The sequence below is a fragment of the Romboutsia sp. 1001216sp1 genome, assembly GCF_039841805.1.
GTDB classification, from domain to species: Bacteria; Bacillota; Clostridia; order Peptostreptococcales; family Peptostreptococcaceae; genus Romboutsia_C; species Romboutsia_C hominis.
Genome location: NZ_JBDPHA010000001.1, coordinates 127248 through 147976 on the forward strand (window position 1 = coordinate 127248; position 20729 = coordinate 147976).

The 20729-nt window shown below is 25.3% G+C and carries 26 protein-coding genes and 3 tRNA genes; 12 read left to right on the top strand and 17 right to left on the bottom strand.

Translation table 11 applies throughout. The features are described from left to right. Nucleotides 1-361: 361 nt before the first annotated feature. Complete coding sequence (locus ABHC41_RS00625) at nt 362-1552, bottom strand: dicarboxylate/amino acid:cation symporter (RefSeq protein WP_271891927.1); 1191 nt, start codon at nt 1550-1552, stop codon at nt 362-364. A 249-nt stretch (nt 1553-1801) separates the two neighbouring features. Here ABHC41_RS00625 and ABHC41_RS00630 point away from each other — a divergent pair, with 249 nt between their 5' ends. Then, nucleotides 1802-2101: a hypothetical protein gene (locus tag ABHC41_RS00630; RefSeq protein WP_271891929.1), complete on the top strand. Its 300-nt coding sequence runs from the start codon at nt 1802-1804 to the stop codon at nt 2099-2101. A gap of 203 nt (nt 2102-2304) precedes the next feature. Here ABHC41_RS00630 and ABHC41_RS00635 read toward each other — a convergent pair whose 3' ends face one another. From ABHC41_RS00635 to ABHC41_RS00665, 7 genes are all read right to left on the bottom strand, one after another. After that, nucleotides 2305-2970 (bottom strand): 4Fe-4S binding protein, encoded by a 666-nt coding sequence (locus tag ABHC41_RS00635; RefSeq protein ID WP_330383756.1) that lies wholly within the window; start codon nt 2968-2970, stop codon nt 2305-2307. Nucleotides 2971-3193: 223 nt separating this feature from the next. After that, nucleotides 3194-3505, bottom strand: a complete 312-nt coding sequence (locus ABHC41_RS00640; protein WP_271891931.1) for a hypothetical protein — start codon at nt 3503-3505, stop codon at nt 3194-3196. Nucleotides 3506-3718: 213 nt separating this feature from the next. Continuing rightward, nucleotides 3719-3919, bottom strand: a complete 201-nt coding sequence (locus ABHC41_RS00645) for a hypothetical protein (protein ID WP_240276011.1) — start codon at nt 3917-3919, stop codon at nt 3719-3721. Nucleotides 3920-4675: 756 nt separating this feature from the next. Beyond that, the gene (locus ABHC41_RS00650; protein WP_271891932.1) at nt 4676-5314 is read right to left on the bottom strand and encodes a hypothetical protein; all 639 of its coding nucleotides are present in this window, start codon (nt 5312-5314) and stop codon (nt 4676-4678) included. 227 nt (nt 5315-5541) lie between these two features. Continuing rightward, a complete protein-coding gene (locus tag ABHC41_RS00655; protein WP_271891933.1) occupies nt 5542-5760 on the bottom strand; it encodes a hypothetical protein in 219 nt (72 codons plus the stop codon). 126 nt (nt 5761-5886) lie between these two features. Beyond that, nucleotides 5887-6033 carry a hypothetical protein gene (locus ABHC41_RS00660; RefSeq protein ID WP_271891934.1) on the bottom strand — a complete coding sequence of 49 codons (147 nt, stop codon included), beginning with the start codon at nt 6031-6033 and terminating at the stop codon, nt 5887-5889. A 63-nt stretch (nt 6034-6096) separates the two neighbouring features. Then, entirely contained in the window at nt 6097-6717 is a 621-nt protein-coding gene (locus ABHC41_RS00665) for a hypothetical protein (protein WP_240276013.1), read from the bottom strand. A gap of 270 nt (nt 6718-6987) precedes the next feature. On the opposite strand from ABHC41_RS00665, the gene ABHC41_RS00670 reads away from it, so the two are divergent. From ABHC41_RS00670 to ABHC41_RS00690, 5 genes are all read left to right on the top strand, one after another. Beyond that, the gene (locus tag ABHC41_RS00670; RefSeq protein WP_166505147.1) at nt 6988-7317 is read left to right on the top strand and encodes a helix-turn-helix transcriptional regulator; all 330 of its coding nucleotides are present in this window, start codon (nt 6988-6990) and stop codon (nt 7315-7317) included. After that, on the top strand, nt 7314-7934 hold the full coding sequence (locus ABHC41_RS00675) for a DUF2812 domain-containing protein (protein ID WP_240276014.1): 621 nt from the start codon (nt 7314-7316) through the stop codon (nt 7932-7934). The genes ABHC41_RS00670 and ABHC41_RS00675 overlap by 4 nt, the downstream gene beginning before the upstream one ends. 273 nt (nt 7935-8207) lie before the next feature. After that, nucleotides 8208-8283: transfer RNA gene (locus tag ABHC41_RS00680), tRNA-Asn, on the top strand. 244 nt (nt 8284-8527) lie between these two features. After that, nucleotides 8528-8603, top strand: a tRNA-Asn gene (locus tag ABHC41_RS00685). Nucleotides 8604-8846: 243 nt separating this feature from the next. Next, nucleotides 8847-8922, top strand: a tRNA-Asn gene (locus tag ABHC41_RS00690). A 253-nt stretch (nt 8923-9175) separates the two neighbouring features. Here ABHC41_RS00690 and ABHC41_RS00695 read toward each other — a convergent pair. From ABHC41_RS00695 to ABHC41_RS00710, 4 genes are all read right to left on the bottom strand, one after another. Then, nucleotides 9176-9343 carry a hypothetical protein gene (locus ABHC41_RS00695; RefSeq protein ID WP_166505145.1) on the bottom strand — a complete coding sequence of 56 codons (168 nt, stop codon included), beginning with the start codon at nt 9341-9343 and terminating at the stop codon, nt 9176-9178. Between the two features lie 219 nt (nt 9344-9562). Next, the gene (locus ABHC41_RS00700) at nt 9563-10042 is read right to left on the bottom strand and encodes a hypothetical protein (RefSeq protein ID WP_166505144.1); all 480 of its coding nucleotides are present in this window, start codon (nt 10040-10042) and stop codon (nt 9563-9565) included. A 553-nt stretch (nt 10043-10595) separates the two neighbouring features. Further along, the gene (locus ABHC41_RS00705; protein ID WP_271891938.1) at nt 10596-11846 is read right to left on the bottom strand and encodes an ABC transporter permease; all 1251 of its coding nucleotides are present in this window, start codon (nt 11844-11846) and stop codon (nt 10596-10598) included. Further along, the gene (locus ABHC41_RS00710) at nt 11846-12760 is read right to left on the bottom strand and encodes an ATP-binding cassette domain-containing protein (protein WP_195580975.1); all 915 of its coding nucleotides are present in this window, start codon (nt 12758-12760) and stop codon (nt 11846-11848) included. The genes ABHC41_RS00705 and ABHC41_RS00710 overlap by 1 nt, the downstream gene beginning before the upstream one ends. Nucleotides 12761-13058: 298 nt before the next feature. Here ABHC41_RS00710 and gltS point away from each other — a divergent pair, with 298 nt between their 5' ends. The 4 genes from gltS (at nt 13059) to ABHC41_RS00730 (ending at nt 15804) form a co-directional block, all read left to right on the top strand. After that, nucleotides 13059-14303, top strand: a complete 1245-nt coding sequence (gltS, locus tag ABHC41_RS00715; protein WP_330637689.1) for a sodium/glutamate symporter — start codon at nt 13059-13061, stop codon at nt 14301-14303. A 186-nt stretch (nt 14304-14489) separates the two neighbouring features. Then, nucleotides 14490-14810: a hypothetical protein gene (locus ABHC41_RS00720; RefSeq protein ID WP_240276017.1), complete on the top strand. Its 321-nt coding sequence runs from the start codon at nt 14490-14492 to the stop codon at nt 14808-14810. A 119-nt stretch (nt 14811-14929) separates the two neighbouring features. Then, nucleotides 14930-15214: a hypothetical protein gene (locus ABHC41_RS00725; RefSeq protein WP_271891940.1), complete on the top strand. Its 285-nt coding sequence runs from the start codon at nt 14930-14932 to the stop codon at nt 15212-15214. Nucleotides 15215-15324: 110 nt separating this feature from the next. After that, nucleotides 15325-15804 carry a hypothetical protein gene (locus ABHC41_RS00730; RefSeq protein ID WP_271891941.1) on the top strand — a complete coding sequence of 160 codons (480 nt, stop codon included), beginning with the start codon at nt 15325-15327 and terminating at the stop codon, nt 15802-15804. A 236-nt stretch (nt 15805-16040) separates the two neighbouring features. On the opposite strand, the gene ABHC41_RS00735 is transcribed toward ABHC41_RS00730, so the two are convergent. The 3 genes from ABHC41_RS00735 to ABHC41_RS00745 all read right to left on the bottom strand — a co-directional run bounded on the left by ABHC41_RS00735 (nt 16041) and on the right by ABHC41_RS00745 (nt 17642). Continuing rightward, entirely contained in the window at nt 16041-16544 is a 504-nt protein-coding gene (locus ABHC41_RS00735) for a GNAT family N-acetyltransferase (protein ID WP_092926494.1), read from the bottom strand. Continuing rightward, nucleotides 16534-17208: a hypothetical protein gene (locus ABHC41_RS00740; protein ID WP_271891942.1), complete on the bottom strand. Its 675-nt coding sequence runs from the start codon at nt 17206-17208 to the stop codon at nt 16534-16536. The genes ABHC41_RS00735 and ABHC41_RS00740 overlap by 11 nt, the downstream gene beginning before the upstream one ends. A 215-nt stretch (nt 17209-17423) precedes the next feature. Next, complete coding sequence (locus tag ABHC41_RS00745; protein WP_195580970.1) at nt 17424-17642, bottom strand: hypothetical protein; 219 nt, start codon at nt 17640-17642, stop codon at nt 17424-17426. A gap of 652 nt (nt 17643-18294) precedes the next feature. Between ABHC41_RS00745 and ABHC41_RS00750 the strand changes: the two genes are divergently transcribed. Continuing rightward, a complete protein-coding gene (locus tag ABHC41_RS00750) occupies nt 18295-19143 on the top strand; it encodes a type II CAAX endopeptidase family protein (RefSeq protein WP_271891943.1) in 849 nt (282 codons plus the stop codon). 30 nt (nt 19144-19173) lie between these two features. Further along, a complete protein-coding gene (locus ABHC41_RS00755; RefSeq protein WP_271891944.1) occupies nt 19174-19452 on the top strand; it encodes a hypothetical protein in 279 nt (92 codons plus the stop codon). A 175-nt stretch (nt 19453-19627) separates the two neighbouring features. On the opposite strand, the gene ABHC41_RS00760 is transcribed toward ABHC41_RS00755, so the two are convergent. Together ABHC41_RS00760 and ABHC41_RS00765 are read right to left on the bottom strand one after the other, a co-directional pair. Then, on the bottom strand, nt 19628-19840 hold the full coding sequence (locus tag ABHC41_RS00760) for a hypothetical protein (protein ID WP_092926504.1): 213 nt from the start codon (nt 19838-19840) through the stop codon (nt 19628-19630). A 175-nt stretch (nt 19841-20015) separates the two neighbouring features. Beyond that, nucleotides 20016-20546 (bottom strand): GNAT family N-acetyltransferase, encoded by a 531-nt coding sequence (locus ABHC41_RS00765; protein WP_195580967.1) that lies wholly within the window; start codon nt 20544-20546, stop codon nt 20016-20018. Between the last annotated feature and the right edge of the window lie 183 nt (nt 20547-20729).

The window sequence follows — 20729 nt, forward strand, 5'->3', positions numbered from 1 at the left end:
ATTTTAATTTTTGTTTCCTTATCTATGTATTCATGGAATTTTGTTCCTTTATCTTTATCATACCAATATTCTTTATAATTAGATCCTAATATATCTGTAATTTGGTCTACATTTTCAAATTTAAATAAATAATTAATACTGATAATTTTCCTATAAATCTTAAATTAATATAAAAAATTCGCTTTGCTCATATCGCCAACGACTTCGTCCGTTGCTGAAAATGTCCTTTTTTACTTTCACGGAGTTATTGATATAACTTTACTTTATAACTTATCCATAGTTTTCTTAGGCGTAAAAAACAAGCCTTATACATAAATACATGTAGTAAGGCTTTATTATATTTATAAAATAATTAGACTAACTATAAATTAAAAGATTTATCATCACTCTTTATATTCTTTTTATCAGCGACCCCAGTAAGCATAAGAGTCAACGCACCATCTCCAACAACATTACAAGCTGTTCCAAAACTATCTTGAAGAGCAAATATAGTTAATATAAGAGCTGTTCCAGTTTCATTAAATCCAAGAACACTAGTTATCAAACCAAGAGATGCCATAACTGTTCCCCCAGGAACACCAGGTGCACCTATTGCAAATACTCCAAGTAATAATATAAATAAAACCATATTCCCAACACTTGGAAGATGACCATAAAGAATTTGAGATACAACCATTACAAAGAATACTTCAGTTAAAACAGAACCACAAAGATGTATATTTGAACAAAGCGGAACAGAAAAATCTAATATATCTTTTCTTAAAACCTTAGACTTCTTAGCACATTCTAGTGCTACAGGTAATGTTGCAGCAGAAGACATACTTCCAACAGCTGTTAAATAAGCTGGACCATAATATTTTATAACTTCCATTGGATTTTTTCCTGACATGATGCCTGCAATAAGGTATAATACTGACATCCATATAAAGTGACCAATAAGTACAATAACTATAACCTTTAAGAATACTGGAAGATGATTAGTTATAGAACCTTCATATGCTAAACTAGCAAATGTTGTAGCTATAAAGAAAGGTAATATAGGTATTACAACTTTATTAACCAAGCTTAAAACTATATTTTGAAACTCATTTAGAAATTTTTCAACTAAGTCAGCTTTAGTCCAAGTTACAGCTAAACCAACTATTATAGATAAAAATAAAGCACTCATAACAGGCATTACTTGAGGTATGTCTAATTGAAAGATAAGTTCTGGTAATTCACGTAAAGACCCTGTAGTTGAAGCGATTGATAATTTTGGAATTAATATGTAACCAAATATTGCAGAAAATGCTGCTGCACCCACTGATGATATGTAAGCAAAACCAATTGCAAATCCTAATAATTGAGAAGCATTATGTCTTAATTTAGCTATGGATGGAGCTATAAATCCAATGATTATTAATGGAACTGAGAAGAATATAACCTGACCTAAAACGTATTTAAGAGTAACTATTACGTTCATTACGGACTCTGAAGATATAAATCCAACTATAAGACCAATAGTAACTGCTAGTACTAGCTTAAATATTAAGCTATTGAAAATCTTTTTCATAATAAATCCCCCTTTTAATATGAATAAAATTTTAAAATAAAATATTTAGTTATGACAAAATATTATCATCATCAACACAAATGATAGCAAACTAGTACTCAATATACAACAATAATATTAAGTCTTTTATTCTATATTTATAAAAATTGAGAATTTTAATTATTATACATAGACTCTGTTAGCTAACTTTATGATAAATATAGTGCGTATATTAAGTGAGTGATATAATAAAGAAAAGAGGTGAAATGAATGGGAATAAGTATAGTAGCTACGATTTTATCAGCGGCAATTTCTAATTTTTTATTAAATATCTTAAATGACAAGGTATGGGGAGTATTTAAGCCAATGCAAAGAGATTTATGTAATTTAAGTAATGGAACTAGACGTATTTTAAATTTTGCAGGTATTCTATTAGCAATCTTAATTACTGTATTTCTGAGCATTAGTTTAGGTATTAGTAAGCTTGGTAGTGGTTTGATTTTAGGTTTTTTAGGTTCTACAGTAGATATATGTTTCAGAAATAATATTGTAGAAAATACTACGAAATAAAATAAAAACAATATTAATATTTTGATAAATTTAAGTAATATAAACAGCTAGATATTAATATATCTAGCTGTTTATATATATAAATAAGACCATGTCCATTTGACTAAAAGTAAAATAAATCGGGTTAATTTAGGCTATTCTATAAATTGGAATTTATCGTATTAAATTTTATATTTTACTCTTGCAATAAATTAGTCTAATATTTATAAAAACAGTTCATTCATTTTTCTTTCGGAACATACCTTTTCTAATTTTTTTGAAACTGCCAATATCAACTCTTCATTTACACTTCGAGCTTTATTTGGACAAATAGCTACACAACGCATGCAGGAAATACATTTTTCTTTTTCTACCAACGTTGGATTATCTTTTGAAATAGCATTAACTGGACATTTTATAGCACAAAGACCGCATTTCATACATTCTTGTCTTGCTTCTGGAACTAAAGGAATAACCTTATATTCTTTATATGGATTATTCCCCGGTACATATAAATCTTTAGTAACCTTTTCCTGTTTCAAGATTTCTTTGATCTTATCAGAAAATTTTATTAATTCTTCTTTGTCTTTTAAGTCTGGTCTTCCAGTCGCAAATTGACGCATAATTGAATGTTCTGTAACCGAAGCTATTGCTGCAATGCAGAAAAATCCTAATGTTGTTAATGTATCTTTCAATTCTAACAATACATCTTCATATGCTCTATTCCCGTATGTTGCTACTAAAATGACTTTTGATCCATTGCCCTTTAACTTATTAATATTAGACATTGCTGCCATTGGTACACGTCCACCAAAAGACGGAACTGCTATAATGCAAAGGTCTTTTTCACTAAAGGTAAATTTTGAGAAATCTTCCATGCTATTTGACAAATCTAATTTTATTGTTTCGTAACCAAATTGTCTACTTATTAAATCTGCTATTTTTTTAGTTCCACCTGTTGGGCTAAAATAAATTTCAAATAGTTTCATATATACTATATCTCCCCCTCTTTATATTAGTTAAATAAAACTAATTATTAATTTAATTATATCAGAATTTATTGTTTATCAAGTGTCCTCTAAAATAGATGAAAAATATGTTTTTTTGAACAACTTACTCTTCTAATTTTGCATATTTATAAATTTTATAGTACGCACCTAATTCAGTTGCCACAACAAGTAATATAATTGTAATTACAATAATATTTTGATAAGTATTTTCTAATACATAGTTTATACCAGCGATTGCTATTAAGCATATCCCAAGTACCATTATATGAGAACCCATGATATCCGCAACTTTATCATTATCATATTTTTTTAAATTTACCCAACTTACAAGACTACACATTTTATATTTTCTAACTATCCATCCTAGCACAAAACCTAAAATACCTACAATTAGAATTATTATACTAAATGCCATATTTATAACTCCCCTTTATAAAAAGATAATATAAGTAAATTATACTCTTTTCACCTAAAATATATAATAATAGTGCTTGAATTACAGAGATATTTACATAAGATACAGAATAAAAGTAAGTGCCCACTAAAACAGATGATTTTATGAACAAAAAAATAGAGTAATAATTTTAGATCACTACTCTGTAAGCTCACAATATATTAAATAAATAAACTACTTAATTTTATCTAACTTATCAAAAAATATTGAAATCTCACCACAATTTGGACAAACAGCAGCCTTTATTTTTCCTTTAGTATCTGAAAAAACTCCACTTCCTTTTCCTAATAACACTGAAGCTTGAGCTGTAAAATTTTCAGTTTTCAACATATAATCTTCAACCATAGTTTCATTACATCTTAAACACTTTCTCATACTATCTCCTCCATTTGAATATTAACAGAAAACATATTTTTTGAAACATCATTTACTTTATTTTTATCCTTCATCTGTGTGACTAAAGAAGTCATAAATGATACTATAAATACATATTTAAATTTTTAATTAATCTTTTCGTATCTATGCCACCTATGAGGTAATAAATCAAACAAAGGAAAAGTTATAATTATCATTAATATTTGCAATTTAATTTTTAGCATGAAGTCATTTAAAATAATGATATTATTAAATACAAACATATTTGAAATAAGAATAATAAAAGTATATATTCCCCTATATACATTTGCTTTAGATTTATAAATTGAGTTACATTCTGTACACTTCAAATGTTCTTTCAAGCTTAAAATACATTTTAATCTATCATAAAATGTAAACTTATGATTACATTCAGTACAATTTCTCACAATAGTTTCCCCTTTCAACCTTTTATTGTAATATATAACAATTGCTAATTTAATTATAGCAGAACTTATAGTTAAACAACTGTACACTAAAAGAAATAATTTCATAAACACAAATAATGCTATAAATTTTTACATTTAAATTATTAATATATACCTTAAGAATTTTATTGTAGTTTCAACTTTCTCCACAATTTGTTGATGATGTAGTATTTATGTACCCATATGCTTTTTAATATTTTATTTTTTAACTATCTTAAATAATTACATGATAAATAAGCAATAAAAATAGCTAGACATATGGGAATTACCCAATATCTAGCTATTTTAACTATATAAATAATCTGATTAAATATGCCAATACTATAGAAGTCATTAAACTATATATAGATCCCTTTGGGGTATCGTACAAAACAACTAATATAGTTATAAAAAACACTGTATTTATTATACTTGTAAAATCAAAATACCACATTCCTATACTAAAAGAACATAATATCATAACTGTAATTATACATACCTTAATCATAAATGGGATAATTCCATTTCCTTTAGCATACCAACAAACAAATGCCAATAATGGAGAAATAATTGTTACTGCATACCATATCATCATGTAATTCATAGGATTAAATCCTACAAAAATAATACTATATAGATGATAGCTAGCACACATACCTAAAAAGAATAAAAATACATTAACACCTGACCGTAAAGGTGTATTACTAAAAATAGATATACATACTGCAATTAAAATCCACACTCCAAGTAAAGAAAATACATTTCCTAAATCGAGTACACCTAAAATATGTTGCCACCAAATACCATCATCTATAGCTAAAGTATCTAGCCATTTTGAAAAAATTCCAAGTCCAATTCCAAGAAGAAAAATTATTATTGAGTTCATTATCTTTTTTGAAGTCGTCAAATCATACTTAGGAATTCTTATTTGCTCTAAAAATTTTATCATTGTCTAACTCACTTTCTTATATAAATCCCTATTTATCTATATTATTTGAAATGTTTCCTAAATGAGAATCCATAAGGATGAAAATGTTTTAAATCCTCTATTAGTTTACTTTTTATGCTTATTTTTATTATATAAAAATAAGCCAACTCCAGCTATCAATATCCCAAATACTGCAATTGCCTCGTATGGAATTGTAAAAAAATATGTAGTCATTTTTATCCTCCCCTTTACTTAACAACTTGTCCACTAAAATTCCATTCATCATAAAACTCATTTAAAAATGCTTCCATAAATTTATGTCTTTTTTCTGCTATTTCTTTTTCTGCTAAATATTTAGCTAAGTTATATACCCTTTCTATGTGAAACCAATCGTGTCCACTTCCCTCACCATATAGTTTGTTCTTTACAAACTTCTTAGTTTTCTCTATCATTAAAATCTTATTCATATCTCTTAGCCCTTCATTTAATAATAAAGTTTATAATAACATACATTTAATTTTTTATGGATAGTTTTTAACCTATATATTATTATTTCTTCTTAAATTTATTAGGTTTTAAAACTCTCATAGCTATTATATATCCATATTCAGTACTACACTAGCTACTACTTCTTGTGTTTTTGGAATTAAACTATTTGAATTAATTAATCCACCATAACCTACAAAACTACCTTCTCCAATTTCATTACATCCGCATAAAGGACATTTTTCTAAATCCATTGATAATCCCCCTAAAATGTATCTTATTTAAATTCTCATTATATTAAAATTGTTCAGTATTTATTATGCTAATTTAGCTAATTTTCTCATCCACCAATCCTTAGTTAAATACATATATCCATTTGGAGTTATTACAATATATTCATCATTTACATCTAGTACATCTGGTACTCCCGTATATACTATATCTATATAAAGATTAAATCCCTTAACTTTTCTATTTAATTCACATCTTAATTCATCTATATAATCACAAAATCTATTTTCTACCATAATTTCATAGTAAGAAATCGCACTTTTACCTCCAGCTTGCATATCCCACCACTCAATGAAGTATGGATATGCTTTTTTACAGCATTCCCTAAGCTCAATATACTCCAACTCTAAAAAATTATTTACATTATATATTTCACTAACAAGTATATTCCTTATATTATGGTTAATATTATTACACCTTTCTTCTATAACTCCATTAAACCATAGTTTCCACTGTGATTTTAGCTTTTCAATATGTAAATCATCGAAAACTAGATTTGATAGATTAGTTGGCCAAGGTGTATTTGATTCATTAAAGTTTTCATTATCAATTAAATTATACATACACCCAGTAAATATAATAAAGTTTAATAACTCATCCTTAGATGTTCTAATAGACCAAGATTCATTAGTATCTTCACTTATCATTTTAAATACCCCCTTACTATTATTTTTTATTTTGTGTTATATAATAATTGTAAACAAATAATATACATAATTATACTATATGTTATAACTATTTGTATATTTCAACATAATTGACTTTAACTTGTTATCTTATATCTTTAAAATGATAATATACATAAGATTAATGTAAACCTTAATAAAGATATAATTTTATTGTTAATTATTACGTTTACTGATATAATTTTATTACAGTAAACGTAATAAAGGTTACTGTAATAAAGGAGACATAAAATGAGAGATAATGTAAAAGGTGGTGCTTTAACAGAAACGACACTTTTTATCCTATTAGCACTTTACAAGCCTAACCATGGCTATGGGATTATGCAATTTATAGAATTAAAAACAAGTGGTCGTTTATCATTAGGGGCTGGGACTCTCTATGGAGCTATTAATACTTTGTTAAAAAAAGGATGGATAGAGCCATACGAAAGTAAAGATGATAGTAGGAAAAAGGAGTATTTAATAACATCTAAAGGTAAAATCGTAGTTGAAAATGAAATTGCACGATTAAATGATGTTCTTAATATCTCTTTAAAAATAGTAGGGGATGATAAAATATGAAAAAAATAGTGTTTAAGTATTTCTTTGATTTTTTAGAGGGGCAAGAAAGATGGTTAAATAAAATGGCTAAACATGGATATAGACTTGTTAAGGTAGGAAAATTAACCTATGAGTTTGAAAAATGCAATCCATCAGAATATATATACTGTGTTGAATTTGTTGCTGATAAATCAAACTCTGAAATAAAAAAATATAAGAATTTTTTAGAAGATGATATTGGGTATAAGAGTTTTATAAAGAATATAAATATAAATTGGTCATTTGGAAAAATGAAATTTAGACCATGGAGTAATGGTGGTAAAATTTCAACTTCCCCAGGAAGTTTTAACAAAGAATTACTAATATTAGAAAAGCAAAATGATGGAATGGATTTTAACCTACACACAAGTAATGATGATTTAATAAAATATCTTACCCCAATACGAAATATGTATTTATTTACAACTATACTTCTTGCAATAACTACTTTTATAAGTAAATACAAAGCTTCTAATCATTTATTATTAAATACTCTATTATGGGGATTAATTTTAATTACTCTATTTTTAGGAATACAAACTATAAAATACTTTAACTTAGTAAAGAAATATAAAAAAGATAAAAAGCTTTATGAATAATTCAGCATTAAAAGAGTTATATTATATAAGGTTTAAACTATATAGAATTAAATTTATCAGATAGCTATACCACCATGGCTAAATTAATTTTAGTTACTGTGATATAGCTACTTTTATTGTTTTTTCAACTTTTTCCACTTTCGTATTTTTATTCTAAGTTATTTAAATTCTTATATAAATAATTTAAAAAAATTATTAATAAAATTTAATAAACTGGTTAAAATAATAACTGTAACAGACAGGTAAAAATTTTCTACACTATCCAAAATATATGGGAGTATGGCTCAGTTGGTAGAGCAATTGACTGTTAATCAATGGGTCACAGGTTCGAGCCCTGTTATTCCCGCCACTTTAAAAACTCTTAGTTTTGGCTAAGAGTTTTTTATTTGGATATTTAAATATTTTATCAATTATATTATATAAAGAGTCAACAAAGTTTAATTAACATAATTCTCTTTTGTATATCACAGACTATTTATAAATATTTTATAATAGTTAAATAATTTTAAAAAAATATTAATAAAATTTAATAAACTGGTTAAAATAATAACTGTAACGGACAGGTGAAAATTTTTACCCCATCCAAAATATACGGGAGTATGGCTCAGTTGGTAGAGCAATTGACTGTTAATCAATGGGTCACAGGTTCGAGCCCTGTTATTCCCGCCACTTTAAAAACTCTTAGTTTTGGCTAAGAGTTTTTTATTTGGATATTTAAATATTTTATCAATTATATTATATAAAGGGTCACCAAAGTTTAATTAACATAATTCTCTTTTGTATATTACAGCTATTTATAAATATTTTATAATAGTTAAATAATTTTTAAAAAATATTAATAAAATTTAATAAACTGGTTAAAATAATAACTGTAACGGACAGGTGAAAATTTTCTACCTATCCAAAATATATGGGAGTATGGCTCAGTTGGTAGAGCAATTGACTGTTAATCAATGGGTCACAGGTTCGAGCCCTGTTATTCCCGCCACTTTAAAAACTCTTAGTTTTGGCTAAGAGTTTTTTTATTTGGCTATGTTTTAATAACAAAAAAGTAATTGTATACCTACTTATATACTCCTACTTTTTATTCACATTTTTACAATGAATACCCATACAATCTCTCAGCCGCAAATTAGCTACCTCTTACCATTGTTTCACCAGTTTTAATTCTATCTTTATCATAAACATCCCATATCTCCATATTTTTACACCTTCAAAATATATATTTAATTATAATTTAACTATATAAACTTAACATGATTTTTTCTTTTCCTTTTAGTGCCATTTTTACAAGAAGTCCATGTTTTATAACCTGATGAATTAGGTCTTTCCCCAGCACCATATCTCATAATCAAGCCTGCAATTATCATTAATATACCTAGATAATATGAATGTTCAAAGTAATTCACATTATACCCCTCCTATTTTTCTACTTATATATAAATATATTATTTATTAAAACTTATCTTACTCTTAAAAATAAGAAATGTTTTACCTAAAAGATATCCAATTCCTATCGCTCCCATGCTAGGAAATAAGTATTTAAATAAAAATGCTATATTATGAATTGCTAATTATTTAAACTTCTAGATTTCTTAATTCGTAATATAACAAAATTATAATCTAAATCAGAACTCATTTGATATCATACTTTTTACTTCTTCAATACTATGAAATTTCAAGTATTGATCTATAAAGAATTTATTTTCATCACTACTCAATATATAAACTTTATTATCTTTAATATTTTGAATATATCCTATTTTATTACCTATCCATAAATTATAACGATGGACTCTACTTGATACTCCCTCAATTTTATTATATAAAAATAAGGACATAGTATTTGTTGGTTTTCCTAATTTTCTAGCATTTTCTGAGTTTATATCTATACCATTTTTTCGTTTTGTGAAACAAACCCTAATGATATATTCTTCATCTTCTTTTGAGATGTTTTCATTTTTATCAAGGTTAAGTGCACCAATACTTCCACTTATTACTGCTCCACCAAACTCTTCATTACTTTTTACAAATACTTTTATAACAATAAACATAATAATTATTATCAAACCTAATATTAGGATTATCTTGTTTTTCTTCGAATTCATTTTTCCCCCTTGTATAATACTGTATAGCCTATTATATAATTCATAATATATAACAATTTCTAATTAATCTTTTCGTATCTATGCAACCTATGAGGTAATAAATCAAACAAAGGAATAGTTATAAATAATATTAATATTTGCAATTTAAATTTTAGCATAAAGTCATTTAAAATAATGATATTATTAAATACAAATATATTTGACATAGTAATAATAAAAATGTATATTCCCCTATATACATTTGCTTTAGATTTATAAATTGAGTTACATTTTGAACATTTCAAATGTCCTTCTAAACTAAAAAAACATTTTAATCTATCATAAAATGTAAACTTATGATTACATTCAATACAATCTCTCACAATAATTTCCCCTTTCAATCTTTTTTTGCAATATATAACAATTGTTAATTTAATTATGTCAAAACTAAAACTTAATAATATGTCCACTAAAGCAGATGATTTTATAAACAATACTATTACATAAAATTATATTTATCAAAATGTTATAAAGAAAAACTAGGCTTAAAGCCTAGTTTCTCATATTTTAATATTTACCTTTCACTTTTAAGCCACTTTAGGGCATTTTTAAGTTTTATTGGATTTCCATACATTAAAGTAGCCATTCTGTATATCTTAGCACCACCTATTCCTGCTAATACTGTTGATACTATTAATATTAATGCAGATATTATAAATTCTACTGATGTAAAAGCTCCTGTTGCAACTCTTACTATCATTGTCATTGGAGATGCAAATGGTATGTATGAACAAACCTTTATTAGTGTACTATCTCCATTAGTTAATCCAAATATACTAATCATAAATACTACAATAAATATCATCATTATAGGTCCAACACTTGACCCTATATCTTCTGTTTTTGATACTAAAGCTCCCAATGCACCAAATATGAATGAATAGAATAGGTAACCTAATATACCAAATATAGCAAATGTAGCTATTAATTCTGGAGGAATTTTAAATAAATTATCTAATATACCATTCCACGCTTTACTATTTACCTTATATGCAATAAGTACTGATGACATTATTACCCCAACTTGTATTATACTTGCTATTGCACCTGCAATAACTTTACCAAATATTAAATTATTTGTATTTGTACTTGTAACTAATACTTCTATTGCTCTATTGCTTTTTTCTGCAGTTATTCCCATGGCAATTAATTGACCATACATTAAAATCATCATATATATAACGAAGATTAGTATATAAGCATAAAAATAATTATTTGCACTATCTTTGCCTAGTATTTCAACATTAGATGCTATTTTGGTATTATAAATTGTATCTACCTTATTAAAATCTATTCCTTCACTAGTAATTTTATTTTTTCTATACTCTTTTTGTAAAAGTTCATCAAATATATACTTATTCTCATCATTAAACTTAGTATTTTGAACAACATAATCATACTCAGTTGGATTTTTAACATTAAAACCTGCTTCTACATCTTTATTTTCAACTAACTTATCTAATTCATCTTTACTTTTTACCACTTTCCAATATGAGTTTGGAAAATAAGTCTTTAGCTCTTCTTTATTAGGAATAATATTCTTTTCATCATATATTGCAAAATTAGTTTTATCTTCTTCTGCAAGATCCTCTAATTTAGCTTCACCTTTATTTCCTATTGGCAATATAGATGACATATCTATAAAATTAGGTAGGGATAATCCAATTATCATTACTAATGAAATTATTATAGTACTTATTATAAAAGATTTTTTATGAAAGTAGTTTCCAAGTTCAAATTTTAATACTGTGAAAAATTGTTTCATTACTCTTCACCTACTTTCTTTACAAATATATCTGTTAAGTCTGGTTCATATACAGAAAACTTCTCTATATCTATATTTTCTTTTAATATACTTTCTAAAAGTTGGTTTTTCGTTGTATTTTCATTTAGCACTAATATTAAATAATCCTTTTTAACTTCATCTACCGTTACTAATTCCTTAAACTTATCTTTACATATAGATTCTAAATCATTTAATGTAAAATTCTCTGCACTTAGTATTAATCTATTGTTACCAAATTCTTTTTTTATTTCTTTAAGATTTCCACTCAGCACAATCTCACCTTTATTTAAAATAGCTATTTCTTCACAAAACTCTTCAACATAGCTCATTTGGTGGCTAGAAAATATTACTAGTTTATCTTGATTTATTAATTCTCTGACAGTATCTTTAAGTATCTGTGAATTAACTGGATCTAATCCACTAAATGGTTCATCAAGTATAACTATTTCTGGATCACATACTAATGTTTGTGCTAATTGAACCTTTTGCTGATTTCCTTTTGATAAACTCTCTAATGTTCTATTTGCATATTCTTCTATACCTAATTTTTCAAGCCATATCTTTGTACTTTCTTTTGCTCTCTTAGCATCTGCACCTCTTAACTGAGCTAAGTAAACTATCTGTTCTGTAACTTTCTTTTTAGGATATAATCCTCTTTCTTCTGGTAGGTATCCTATCTGGTAATCTCTTGGGTTAAACTTCTTTCCATCTATTAATACCTCTCCTGAATTAGCCTTGAAAACGTCCATTAATATACGAATTGTTGTAGTTTTTCCTGCACCATTTCTCCCTAATAGTCCAAGTGCCTTTCCACTTTCAACTGAAAAGGATATTCCATGTAATACTTCATTTTCTGAAAAACTTTTTCTTAGATCCTTCACTTCTAGCTTCATATTTTCTCCCCTCTTTAAAGATGTTATCTACTATATAGTATATTAACGATTATTTATATTCAACTATTTCCCTTAACAAATCTAATTCACTAAACACTTTATAATTTATCTATAAAATCTCTTAAGGTATCAGTTAAGTTGACTTTATCAATTTTTTATTGTAATATATAAAATAAGTCACATGAATTTCAACATCTTCTACTCTCAATTATCAGAAAATAAAATCATAAGAATTTAAGTTTTTAAATTATTCATTATAATGTTTAAAATTTAAATTTATATTAAGGAGGGTAAACTTATGTTTCAATTTTCAAATGAATTAAAAATGATGACCCTAAATTTAGATATAATTCAAAGTATTGCATTTACTACTGCTGTACTTTTAATAGGGTCTTTTATAAAAAGTAAAATCTCTATATTAAATAAATACTGTATACCATCACCAGTTGTAGGAGGATTTTCTTTTGCAGTAATAGCCTTTATATTAAGGCAAACAGGAATAATTACGATAGTATTTGATACAACGCTACAAAATATATTAATGACAGCCTTCTTTACAACGGTTGGATTCACTGCAAGTATGAAAGTCTTAAGAAAAGGTGGAACACAAGTAATTAAGTTTTTAATTATATCAGTATTATTGATATTAGCTCAAAATATAGTTGGTGTTTTCTCTGCTAAGTTAATAGGTGTAGACCCACTATTAGGATTGGTTTCAAGTTCTGTTTCTATGACAGGTGGTCATGGAGCTTCTGGTGCATTTGGCCCTCTTCTTGAAGCAAATGGACTTAAAGGTGCTCTTAGTATAGCTATGGCCTGTGCTACATTTGGATTAGTATCTGGAAGTATTATAGGTGGTCCTCTTGCAAATAGATTAGTTCAAAAACATAAACTTCAACCAGAGGAAATAGAAATAAAAGAAGAATTAATATCAACAAACGTAAATGAAGAAGTATCATACAATGAAATATCTATAGGAAAACTTTCAGAAAGTAAATTGACAAGCTCAATTATACAAATAATAATAGCTATGGGACTTGGTACTATAGTATCAGGCTTATTTTCATATATAGGTATAACAATGCCATCTTATATAGGTTCTATGATTGTAGCAGCTATTATGAGAAATATTTCAGATGCAAAAGGGATACATAATGTATCAAGCAATGAATTAGAATGTATAGGTTCAATATGTTTATCATTATTTTTATCAATGGCTATGTGTAGCTTAAAATTATGGGAGCTTGTAGACCTAGCTATACCTATACTAATACTACTAACTTTACAGACATTATTAATGATACTATTTGCCTACTTTGTTACATTTAACGTTATGGGAAAAGATTACACAGCAGCAGTACTTGCAGCAGGACATTGTGGATTTGGTCTTGGAGCTACACCAAATGGAATAGCAAATATGGAATCTGTAACTTCTAAATATGGTCCAGCACCTAATGCATTTTTCATATTACCACTAGTTGGAGCATTATTTATAGAATTTATAAACTCAGCAGTTATAACGACTTTTATGAATCTACTATAAACATATTTATAAAAAATAATGTATTTAAAATAATTGTATATTTATTTCAAATATATATAATAAAAACCGTATCACTTCTTGTGATACGGTTTTTCCTTTGTAATTCTAAATCACTAATTTATAATGTATAATTATATAGGATATATTGGAATTTCATATGAAAGTATATATTAGGGGGAAAACATAATGTCATTTATAATTTTTGTAATATGGGCATATTTATCAACACTATTATTTAGTTTTTTATTTTATAAGTTAAATCATATCAAACCACAATTATTTCAAAGAGTACAAATAAAAATAAATAATTTAAGTGAAAAAAAGAAACGTAGATTAGGAATAATTGCAAATATATTATTTTTAATAATAATTTTTATTTTACCTATATTTAATGATAGTGATATTATAGCTGGTTTAATTATAGGTTTTTTATTTTCATTTAAGGATATATGTTTTAATAATAATGTTATTGAATATGCGCTAAAAGATTATAATGAGATAAAGTAATATATAAAACAATACACAGTATAAAAGAATATCAAAATTGCCATTCTTTTTAGTTATTATAATAGGTGTAAGTTATCATTTAATATATAACAATTATTTGGTTAATTAGGGGGAATATTATGGATAATGTTATTGATTTTAAATTGGTTTTTATATTTATGATTTTTATAATTATGTTTTTAGGGGATTATATATCAGAAAAGAAGTTTAAACCAAATAAAGCACTTTTAGAAGAAATTGAAGATTTAGAATTTTCAAGAAGATTTATTATATTATCTAAATTATATATAAAAATACAATTAAAATACAGAATTTTTTCCAATATATTCTTTATAAGGCCTTTTAAGTTCTTTATGAGTCATTCTTCTATAGCCTTGGTAAACATAGGGATAAAGCAATACTAGATATGTTACTACAAAAGAAACTTATATTGCACAATATAATATCAAAAATATACATATCAAATTAACATAATGTAGTATAATTTATAATAAAATATAAGGGGGTAATATTGATGAATATAGGGAACAAATGTAAAATAAAAGACATTTCAAAATGTTTAGTAGATGAATTTAAAGCTCAACAAATTACTAAAGAAGATCTTTTAAATTTAAGTGGAAATCTTTCTACTATTGAGTTAAATGACAATTCAATAATATATAAAATAAGTGATTTAGATTTCATTCAATCACTATTAAGTGAAAATGAAAAATCAGAAATACAAATAACTATAAATCATTTTAACGAAAATGTTGAAGATATAGATTGCTCATCTTATGAATATCAAATAAGTACTGGAAAATTAATAATTATTGTTTTAGAAAGCGAAGATGGAGATAATTTATCTAGTTTTATAATGGATGGAAATGGAGAACTATTATTTAATTATTTATCAAAATTTATTGGAGATGATATTGAAAAAATCGAGAATCCTTTAGATGAAGTAATTGAAGAATTAAAACATTTTACGCCTTACGGAAAATATTTTAAATAATATAAAAAGTAGTTCTATTACTATGATAAGTACTATAAATTTTTACGCTATGTTTAATTATAATGTTGAAAAATACAATGATTAAAAGGACCGTTATATGGTCCTTTTAAATTAGAATTCTTTATTATATTTATTTTCATGTACGACTTTTTAAATTACTTTATTTTATAAAATTATTATCTAAACCTAAATTTAGAAACTACTAAAGAAATTGCCTAATTATCGAATAAATTAAACTATAACAATTTTTCAAAAGCTATTCTTTTACTTGAATCATCTACATATATTATTCCGCAATACTTAAATCCATTTTTCTTAAGTACCCTTTGCATAGGAATATTCTCTTCATGTGTATCAATTTTAATACTATGTACACCACTATCTACACAAAGTTGTTCTACACATTTAATGATCTCAGTTGATAGACCTAACCCTTTGTGGTTATTACTTACAGCTACTCTATGGATAGCTGCATATTTATTGTTACTTAGCCACTTTCCATCATAGATAGATTCATACGTTGGCTCTCCTTTAAATGTTACCATTGAAGTAGCAACAACCTCACCATCTTTTTCTAGTACATAGCTTTCAACATTTTTTATATCCCCAATAATTGTATCTTCGTTTGGATAACCATTTTGCCATTGGTCTATTCCTTTATTTTTAAAGAATTCTTGAGCTTGATTGATGATTTTCATTATACTTTTTACATCATTTGTTTTTGATTTTCTAAACTTCACTAATATCCTCCTTGTCAGTTACGCATTCTTTAACAAATGCAAAACACTGTTTTATATCTTTATGATTTAAATTTTTAACATCAAAATTAAATACTTTATACATCATTTGAACACAGTAACCTATCCCAAATACAGTTAATAAAGTACCTAGTCCAACAGTCCCACCTAATATCCATCCAGTTATTAGAGCCAGACCTTCTATAAAAAATCTTATTATACTTACAGGCTTTGATGTAAGCTTTACTAAGACTACCATTAATCCATCTCTCGGACCACATCCCATTTCACACCCTATATATAAATAACTTCCTATTGCATTAACAAACATACTTCCTATCATAAGTAGTACGCCGTAAAATAAATTAGCACTGGTAGGAATTATATCTATATAGATTATTAAATCTATGAAACATCCAATCATAATCATATTTGCCAATGTTCCAAATCCTATTTTTATACCTAATATACTAACTATAATTACAATTAATAGACCGACAATTATACTTGCCTGACCGATTGTAAGGCCAACTAAATTAGACAAACCTTGATGAAAAACATCCCATGGACTCAAACCCAAATTTGATTTTATTGACATTACAGTAGATAGTGCACATAATAAAAAGCCTGATAACATTCTTAGAAAAAGCATTAATATTCTTTTCATAATTAATCTCCTAAAAAATAATAGTTGAACTTTCAACTATTATTTTTAACTATTCTCCAATACCTTTTTTAAATATATCTCTATGATATAATTATATTATAACTGTTTATATATATCATCATAATTAATTTTAATCTACTCTTTAAGTTCTTTATTTTCTTCTTCAAGTCTGTTTATTTTTCTTTTTGGCTATGTTAGCTAACTTTTTAATAATATTATGATAAAAGTAAACATACCTTAGTATTTTCAATATTTTTCACCACTTCATCTGAAGTAATTTTTTCTCCTTTTATATCATCCTCTATCATTTCAAAATACACTTGTTTTAAGCTTTTTATTTTCTTACCATCATTACCCTTCATATATACCATAACAATTCCTACTATTCCCAATAAAAAACATATACTTAAGACAATATTTCTTTTTTTGTTCATGAATCTCCCCCTAGATTTAATAATTTTACTAGCTTTTATCTTTAATTATATTGTACTATCAATAGATTAATTTTCTATAATTTTATTTAAATCAAAACGCCAATAATGTTAATCTATGATACATAATTATTTTACTTATTTTTAAAATTTAACTAGTTTATCTGCACAAAAAAAGTATCTTAAAAATTAAGATACTTTTTTGAATACATAATTTGAATACATAATTAAGGGTTTAAGGATTTATTATAGTTTGGCTGCTTCCTCACCAAAGTATATATATCCATTAAAGGAAATTGATTATCTTTATCAAACCTTCTAATTAAATGATAATATTTTTCAATTAATTTGTCAATATTTTTTTGAAATTTTTATCATTAAATTCTCTAATAAATCTACTAAATAAAATTTTGTTAATAATATTATAAGTATTATTAAAGAAGGCTAATTTTTGTCCTCTTTATATACAATATGCTATGCAAAAAAATACCCATTTAATTTCTTTAGCTAACTTAAATCAAGATACTTTACTTAAAGTTTAATGAAACCATTTTGTAATAGGAAAACGATTAAATATTATGTATAATATAACTAAAGTTTGCAATTGTTATAAATTATAAATAATATATGTGGGTAAATAATTTAAGGGGTGGAGATGTATAATTTAAATCAAATATATAAAAATGAAATAAAAATTAAACCAATATCTTTATTAAAATCACTTTTTGCTATAGCTATATATATTTTAGTTCAAAATATAATAAGTTTGTTATCAGTTTTTATTAGTGTTTTAATAAATCCAAATATGTCTTTTGGAAATAATATGATACTTGTAATGATAGTAACAGTATCTATAAGTATAGCTATGGTAATATTGGCAGGGCATATATTTACAGAAAAAGGTAATACTAAGATAAATAACAATAATTTTAAACCTAACAAGAAAGATTATTTACATATTTGTTTGATAATAATAGGGTATATTTTAATTAGAGAGGCTGCATTGTTTGAAGTATTGACACAGTTTGAAGGACCTATCCCTGATGAAACTATTGATTTTATTATTGAAAATTCTAGTGGTATAGAATTTTTTGTACTAAGTTTAATGTTATTTTTACAAACACTTATAGAAGCACCTATATTTGAAGAACTGTTTTTTAGGGGAATATTATTAAATGGATTTCTAAGTAAATATAAAATAAATCATAAAAAAGCTATAATATATTCTGCGATAATATTTGCTATTGCACATTTAAATATACCTCAAGGGATAAATGCTTTTATATTAGGAGTAATACTAGGATATATTTATTATTATACAAAATCTATGAAACTATCTATTTTAGCTCATTTTATAAATAATTTAATTATATTCATACCAGTACCAAGTAATATAATATTTAAAATTGCATACATTTGTTTAGGATTATATTGTATTTTAAAGGGGCTAAACTACATAAAACAATTACAAGAAAAAAATAATAAGCTAGCTATAGATAATTAGTTATAAATTTACGGTGGGAGGTACTTTATCATGTTATTATGGATTATGGTGTTTCTTGGTACTTTACTCTTTGTTGTGGGACTTTATTTTATTGTAAAAAATTATAAAGATGGAAAATACATAAAAAAATATGGAGTAATTTCTTATATAGGGTTAGGCATAGCAGTTCTTGGAACAATATTATTAATGGAGCCTGTATTTACCAAGTTACCCCCAAATTTATCTGGAGTTGTACCAAGTTTTATATCTTTAGCTATTTTTATGGTAGCAGCTCAATTATTGCTAAAACCTACATTTTTAAAAAAATAATTACCAATTTATTGAGTAGATTAAATAAAGAATTTTAACATATTTAAACTAAATTATATAAAAATGGCTAGACTTTTGATAATTCCAATAGTTCTAGCCATTTTTTTGCTTATTTATAATACAAATCCTAATAAAGTCTAAATTTAATAAAAAAGACATTTATTATACTAATAATTTATACATTATTTTTATTATCTTTTATTGCCCGTGTTAATTTACGTAAATTATCATTTATAGAAATTAATAATATTAGAATTAAAATACCTATAATTCCTGTTCCACCTGAATTATTTATACTATTATTTACATTGTCTACACTATTTTGCAAATTAGATATTTCACTAGATATATCTTTAAGTTGCTCTATTATTTGATTTTGTTCTTCCACTGTCTCTCCCCATACCCTTTTATTGAAAATTTTAAGAATTACTTATATAGTTTTTTATATATAGTAATTGTTGCTTTTTTATATGCTTTTTTATATTATATACTTTTTAGAATTTTTTTCCAATAATTAAATAAATTAAATCTAGCCATTATAAATTTAAACTAATTCAATGAATCTATTCTTGAATTAACGAAAATATTTCCACATCCAAAAAGTCGCCTTCTTTAAATATACTTTGTCTAAGCATTCCCTCTTTTTTAAATCCAAGCTTTGTTAATAAGTTAGAAGATGAATTATTCCCTATAACAACTTCAGCTTCTATCCTATGTAAATTTAAATCATAAAATGCGTATCTAATTATTTCACTAACAGCTTCCATTCCATAGCCATTGTGCCAATAAGCACTATCTATATCATATCCTAAATTACATTTTTTGTTTTTAAAATCTATGCTATTATACCCTGCTAATCCAATTAATTTATTATTTTCCTTAAGAACAATTCCCCATCTCATACCATTACCTTCTGAACTAGCTTTTAAAATTTTATCAATTAATATTTTAGCTTCATTTTCACATTTAAGTGATGTTTTTCCTAGGTATTTAGTCACTTCATCTTTTGATAGGTAGTTAAATATATCTAATGAATCATTCTTTGATATGCTTCTTAATAATAATCGATTGGTTTCTAAATTCTTAAAATTCATATTCTAATCCCCTTATTAAAATATTAAGTCTACAATATTTCTTTTTTTATTCATAAATCCCCTCCTAGATTTAATAATTTTACCAGTTTTGCTCTTTAATCAAATGGCTATATTTTAAATTAATATTGAAAATGATATTATTAAAATAAATATACAATTATTATATAATGCAAAATTAAAAGC

Coding starts and splice junctions, on each gene's coding strand:
- ABHC41_RS00705 (WP_271891938.1), bottom strand. CDS start 11,846: ATGAAACAATTTTTCACAGTATTAAAATTTGAACTTGGAAACTACTTT.
- ABHC41_RS00740 (WP_271891942.1), bottom strand. CDS start 17,208: ATGAAAAGAATATTAATGCTTTTTCTAAGAATGTTATCAGGCTTTTTA.
- ABHC41_RS00650 (WP_271891932.1), bottom strand. CDS start 5,314: ATGATAAAATTTTTAGAGCAAATAAGAATTCCTAAGTATGATTTGACG.
- ABHC41_RS00750 (WP_271891943.1), top strand. CDS start 18,295: ATGTATAATTTAAATCAAATATATAAAAATGAAATAAAAATTAAACCA.
- ABHC41_RS00730 (WP_271891941.1), top strand. CDS start 15,325: ATGAATATAGGGAACAAATGTAAAATAAAAGACATTTCAAAATGTTTA.
- ABHC41_RS00755 (WP_271891944.1), top strand. CDS start 19,174: ATGTTATTATGGATTATGGTGTTTCTTGGTACTTTACTCTTTGTTGTG.
- ABHC41_RS00655 (WP_271891933.1), bottom strand. CDS start 5,760: ATGAATAAGATTTTAATGATAGAGAAAACTAAGAAGTTTGTAAAGAAC.
- ABHC41_RS00675 (WP_240276014.1), top strand. CDS start 7,314: ATGAAAAAAATAGTGTTTAAGTATTTCTTTGATTTTTTAGAGGGGCAA.
- ABHC41_RS00720 (WP_240276017.1), top strand. CDS start 14,490: ATGTCATTTATAATTTTTGTAATATGGGCATATTTATCAACACTATTA.
- ABHC41_RS00645 (WP_240276011.1), bottom strand. CDS start 3,919: ATGAGAAAGTGTTTAAGATGTAATGAAACTATGGTTGAAGATTATATG.
- ABHC41_RS00725 (WP_271891940.1), top strand. CDS start 14,930: ATGGATAATGTTATTGATTTTAAATTGGTTTTTATATTTATGATTTTT.
- ABHC41_RS00745 (WP_195580970.1), bottom strand. CDS start 17,642: ATGAACAAAAAAAGAAATATTGTCTTAAGTATATGTTTTTTATTGGGA.
- ABHC41_RS00660 (WP_271891934.1), bottom strand. CDS start 6,033: ATGGATTTAGAAAAATGTCCTTTATGCGGATGTAATGAAATTGGAGAA.
- ABHC41_RS00665 (WP_240276013.1), bottom strand. CDS start 6,717: ATGATAAGTGAAGATACTAATGAATCTTGGTCTATTAGAACATCTAAG.
- ABHC41_RS00630 (WP_271891929.1), top strand. CDS start 1,802: ATGGGAATAAGTATAGTAGCTACGATTTTATCAGCGGCAATTTCTAAT.
- ABHC41_RS00710 (WP_195580975.1), bottom strand. CDS start 12,760: ATGAAGCTAGAAGTGAAGGATCTAAGAAAAAGTTTTTCAGAAAATGAA.
- ABHC41_RS00640 (WP_271891931.1), bottom strand. CDS start 3,505: ATGGCATTTAGTATAATAATTCTAATTGTAGGTATTTTAGGTTTTGTG.
- ABHC41_RS00765 (WP_195580967.1), bottom strand. CDS start 20,546: ATGAATTTTAAGAATTTAGAAACCAATCGATTATTATTAAGAAGCATA.
- ABHC41_RS00625 (WP_271891927.1), bottom strand. CDS start 1,552: ATGAAAAAGATTTTCAATAGCTTAATATTTAAGCTAGTACTAGCAGTT.
- gltS (WP_330637689.1), top strand. CDS start 13,059: ATGTTTCAATTTTCAAATGAATTAAAAATGATGACCCTAAATTTAGAT.
- ABHC41_RS00700 (WP_166505144.1), bottom strand. CDS start 10,042: ATGAATTCGAAGAAAAACAAGATAATCCTAATATTAGGTTTGATAATA.
- ABHC41_RS00670 (WP_166505147.1), top strand. CDS start 6,988: ATGAGAGATAATGTAAAAGGTGGTGCTTTAACAGAAACGACACTTTTT.